This is a genomic window from Bradyrhizobium sp. FW305-F6, assembly GCF_058782905.1.
In genome coordinates, this window is the sequence record NZ_JBYSYD010000025.1 from 1 (window position 1) to 3,842 (window position 3,842).

3 protein-coding genes are annotated in these 3,842 nt (G+C 58.8%); all 3 read left to right on the forward strand.

The genetic code is table 11. The features are described 5' to 3' along the window. Positions 1–144: 144 nt before the first annotated feature. From AC3WLX_RS36510 to AC3WLX_RS36520, 3 genes are read left to right on the forward strand one after another with little or no spacing between them, the layout of a single operon-like run. The gene (locus tag AC3WLX_RS36510; RefSeq protein WP_211379292.1) at positions 145–1,374 is read left to right on the forward strand and encodes a site-specific integrase; all 1,230 of its coding nucleotides are present in this window, start codon (positions 145–147) and stop codon (positions 1,372–1,374) included. Next, positions 1,371–2,747 (forward strand): tyrosine-type recombinase/integrase, encoded by a 1,377-nt coding sequence (locus tag AC3WLX_RS36515; protein WP_211379291.1) that lies wholly within the window; start codon positions 1,371–1,373, stop codon positions 2,745–2,747. The genes AC3WLX_RS36510 and AC3WLX_RS36515 overlap by 4 nt, the downstream gene beginning before the upstream one ends. Next, the gene (locus tag AC3WLX_RS36520) at positions 2,744–3,748 is read left to right on the forward strand and encodes a tyrosine-type recombinase/integrase (RefSeq protein ID WP_211379290.1); all 1,005 of its coding nucleotides are present in this window, start codon (positions 2,744–2,746) and stop codon (positions 3,746–3,748) included. The genes AC3WLX_RS36515 and AC3WLX_RS36520 overlap by 4 nt, the downstream gene beginning before the upstream one ends. The last annotated feature ends 94 nt before the right edge of the window (positions 3,749–3,842 follow it).

The window sequence follows — 3,842 nt, forward strand, 5'->3', positions numbered from 1 at the left end:
TAATCAGCAGCAGATCATAATGTGAAGGAAGATTCTAAGCGCAGCTGGCCTGTGGAGATCGGCTAAAACGGCTTGCGATCTGCTGCGCATTATTTCCGGCATGAGACCCTTGGCTGTTGATCAAACACAGTTGAGGAAGCCTTCATGCCACATGGATACGGTACCCTTGTCGCGGAGCTTAGGGATGCGCTGACGCGGCAGCGATATAATCGAGTTGCAGTTCACAACTATTGCCGCAACGCCAATCACTTTCTTGCGTACCTGGCGGCGCGCAATATTGCTCTTGAAGCGGTCACGCCGATAGACGTAACGAATTATCTGCGCTTTGCGGTTCGGCAATTTCGCAAGCGTCATGCCCGCGCTCCAGCTCGCTATTGGACAGGCATTCCCAGATCGGGAATCCACGCGCTACTGAAGCTCGCTTTGAAGCGCTGGCCACCCGAACCTGCGGCCGCACCAGACGAGCTTATCTGCCGAGAGGCGTGCGACCAGTATCGTACTTGGCTGCGGGAGGAACGCGGGCTCGCTACGGCTTCGGTCGACGCCCTGTTGTGGGAGGCCCGCAACTTTTGTGCCTGGCTCATCAAGCATTCGAACGCGACCAGTTTTGCAGACCTGACTGTTCACGACGTCGATATCTACATGGATATGCGGGCCCCAGGGCTGGCGCGGAAGTCCTTGAAAGATGTTGCCGAGCGGCTTCGCTCGCTGCTGAAACATCTTCACAGGACAGGTCGCACCGCGGCCGATCTCTCCCAGCACGTTATTGCTCCGCTGCTCTATGCCTATGAAGGCATCCCATCGGCGCTGAGTTCAGATCAGATCTCGATTGTCCTGAAATCTGTTCGAAAAGACCGGTCGCCGATGGGCTTGCGCGACTATGCCATCCTTCAGCTTCTTGCGACCTACGGGTTACGTTCCGGCGAGATAAGCCGGTTGCGGTTGGAAGACGTCGATTGGCGGGCGGATATTCTGCACATCCGCCGCTCCAAAACGGGTGATCATTCTCTTCTGCCGTTGTTTGAGACCGTCGGGGAAGCGCTGATCGAGTACCTCCGGCACGGCCGCCCTGAAACTGATGTGCGGGAAATCTTTGTCCGCACCCGCGCGCCCTACGTCCCCATGGTGCGCATTTATAACGAAGTCAGCCGGCGGATCGAGGCGGCAGGCATCACCCTGAGCGGCAAACGCGGACCGCATATCTTCCGCCATGCACGTGCAGTCAGCCTGCTACGGGCGTCGGTCCCGCGAAAGCTGATCGGAGACGTATTGGGCCATCGTTCAACGGAATCGACAATCCCCTACCTGAAATTGGCGACGGAGGATCTGCGCGCAATTGCCTTGGAGATCCCGGGACAGGAGGTGCGCTCATGAACACTTGGCCCGACATCGACGGCAAGATCATTGCGCGCTACCTCGGCCGGCTCCGGCTGCGCTGTCCGATCAGCCGCATCTCCTATCGACAGGCTTTACGCAGCTTCCAGGATGTTGTCGTTCGGCAGCAATACCAATCCACACAGGTGAATCGGAGAGTCCTGGAGATCTGGTTGAGCGAGTCTAGTGCTGTCTGGGCGCGGTCCACGCTGCTGCACCACGCCCGCATCGTCAATCGCTTCCTCGACTTCCTCGTGGAGGAAGCGTTGATCGTCAGCAATCCCATTGCTGATTTACGCGCCGAGTACCATGCCAAGAGCGACAAGGCCATCGTACGAGCGCTGCTCGCGCCCGATCCCGATCAGGCACTGGAAGCACTACGGCAGTTCCCGCCGTTCGGCAGCGTTCTGAGCGACCTGATGCGCAACCGTATTAAGCTGATGCAGGCGAGAGGTTATCGCTATCAGACACAGGCTCGCTGGTTCTGGCGGTTCGATCGCTTCTTGCAGGCGCATCCGGAGTTGTCGGATGAGCCGATATCGATCATGTTGCAGCACTGGGCCGCCGCGCGATCAACCGCCAACCATGCCGCCGAATGCGAAAGGGTCGCTCGCGCCTTGGCTAAGGCGCAGCATCATCTCGATCCCAGCACAAAACCAAGACGTCCGGACCCCCGTCCCGCACAGCAGGTCGCGCGCCAATGGCGTCGGCCTTATATTTACAGCCCGGAAGAGGTCCGTCGTCTTCTCGATATCGCTCGAGCCTATCCCTCTCCACGTTCACCATTGCGGCCGATCAGTCTCTACACCATGCTGGTCCTGACCTATTGCGCGGGATTGCGGCTGGGAGAACTCGCACGCTTGAACCTTGCCGATATCGACCTTCAGATCGGCACGATTACCATCCGGGAGACGAAGTTCTTCAAATCGAGAATCCTGCCAATGGCTGACAGCCCGCTGTCAGCGCTGCGGGAATATCTGGAGGCGAGGCGCAAGGCAAAGGTGACACAGAGCCCTAACTCTGGCCTGTTCTGGCACGATCAGGGCAACGCGCGCTACACGTCGCACGCGATCGCCGGTTGCCTTGTTGACATCCTGCGGCGTGCCGGACTCAAGCCGGCGAAAGGCAAGACGGGCCCTCGTATCCATGACTTGCGTCACTCGTTTGTGGTGAACCGCATTCTCGAATGGTACCGCGCCGGCATCAATCCACAGGACAAGCTTCCATTCCTCGCGACATATCTAGGGCATCGCGATATCCACTCGACACTAGTTTACATCACGGTCACCCAGGAACTCCTTCAGCAAGCAAACGAACGCTTCCGGACGTTCGCGTCACATTGCCTGCACGCGTCAGAAGGAGTGCGGACATGAAACCGGTCGACCCGTTCCCAAAGCTGCTTCATGCCTTCTTTTACGAGTGGATGGTTCAGCAGCGGAATGCCTCTGCGCACACTGTCCGATCCTACCGTGATACATGGCGCCTGTTCCTCCGGTTCGTGGCTCAACGCCGGCGCCGGCCGGTTGTCCAGCTGACGCTGGCCGACCTGACGGCCTCGGAGGTTAAGGCCTTCCTGCAACACACCGAGCAGGAACGTGGAGATACGATCGGCACACGCAATTGTCGCCTATCTGCGTTACGCAGCTTCTTCGGCTTCGTTGCTGATCGCGAGCCGACGGCCATCGAGCAATGTACGCAGGTTCTGCACGTGCCCATGAAGAAAGCGCCGGTCCATGCGCCGTGCTATCTGGAACCCGAAGAGGTGAAGGCCATTCTGGCGCAGCCCGATCGCTCGACGATTGAGGGGCAACGCGACCACGCGCTCTTCTGCTTCCTCTACAATACCGGAGCGCGCATCCAGGAGGCGCTCGATGTTTGCCCGCGGGCGATCCGGCTCGATTCGCCAACCTGCGTGCGTCTTTACGGCAAGGGACGGAAGGAACGGCTGAGCCCCCTTTGGCCAGAAACCGTGTCGTTGCTAAGATCGCAGCTCATGCGACAGCCGAGGGCCGACGACGAGCCCATCTTCGTTAATCGATATGGTGTCCCGCTCGGCGCATCGGGTGTCCGCTTCAAACTAGCGCAATACGTCGAAGCGGCAGCGAAGATCACGCCCAGCCTGACTTCGAAGCATGTAACACCTCATAGCTTCCGTCATGCGACGGCGGTGCATCTGGTGGCGGCAGGTGTTGACGTCACTGTGATCCGGAGCTGGCTCGGCCATGTCAGCCTCGACACCACAAACCACTACGCTCAGGCAAATCTGGAAACAAAGCGCCTGGCACTGGAACGCCTCGAAAGCCCCTCACGATCGACGAAGCGACCATCGTGGAAACAGGACCAGAGCGTTCTCGCCTGGCTCGATACCCTTTAGCGGCAAGGAAATAATGTGGAGGAGATCGCACACCATCCCCGCATAACACCGGAAAGGTGGTGCTCCTTCACATTATGATCTGCTGCTGATTACT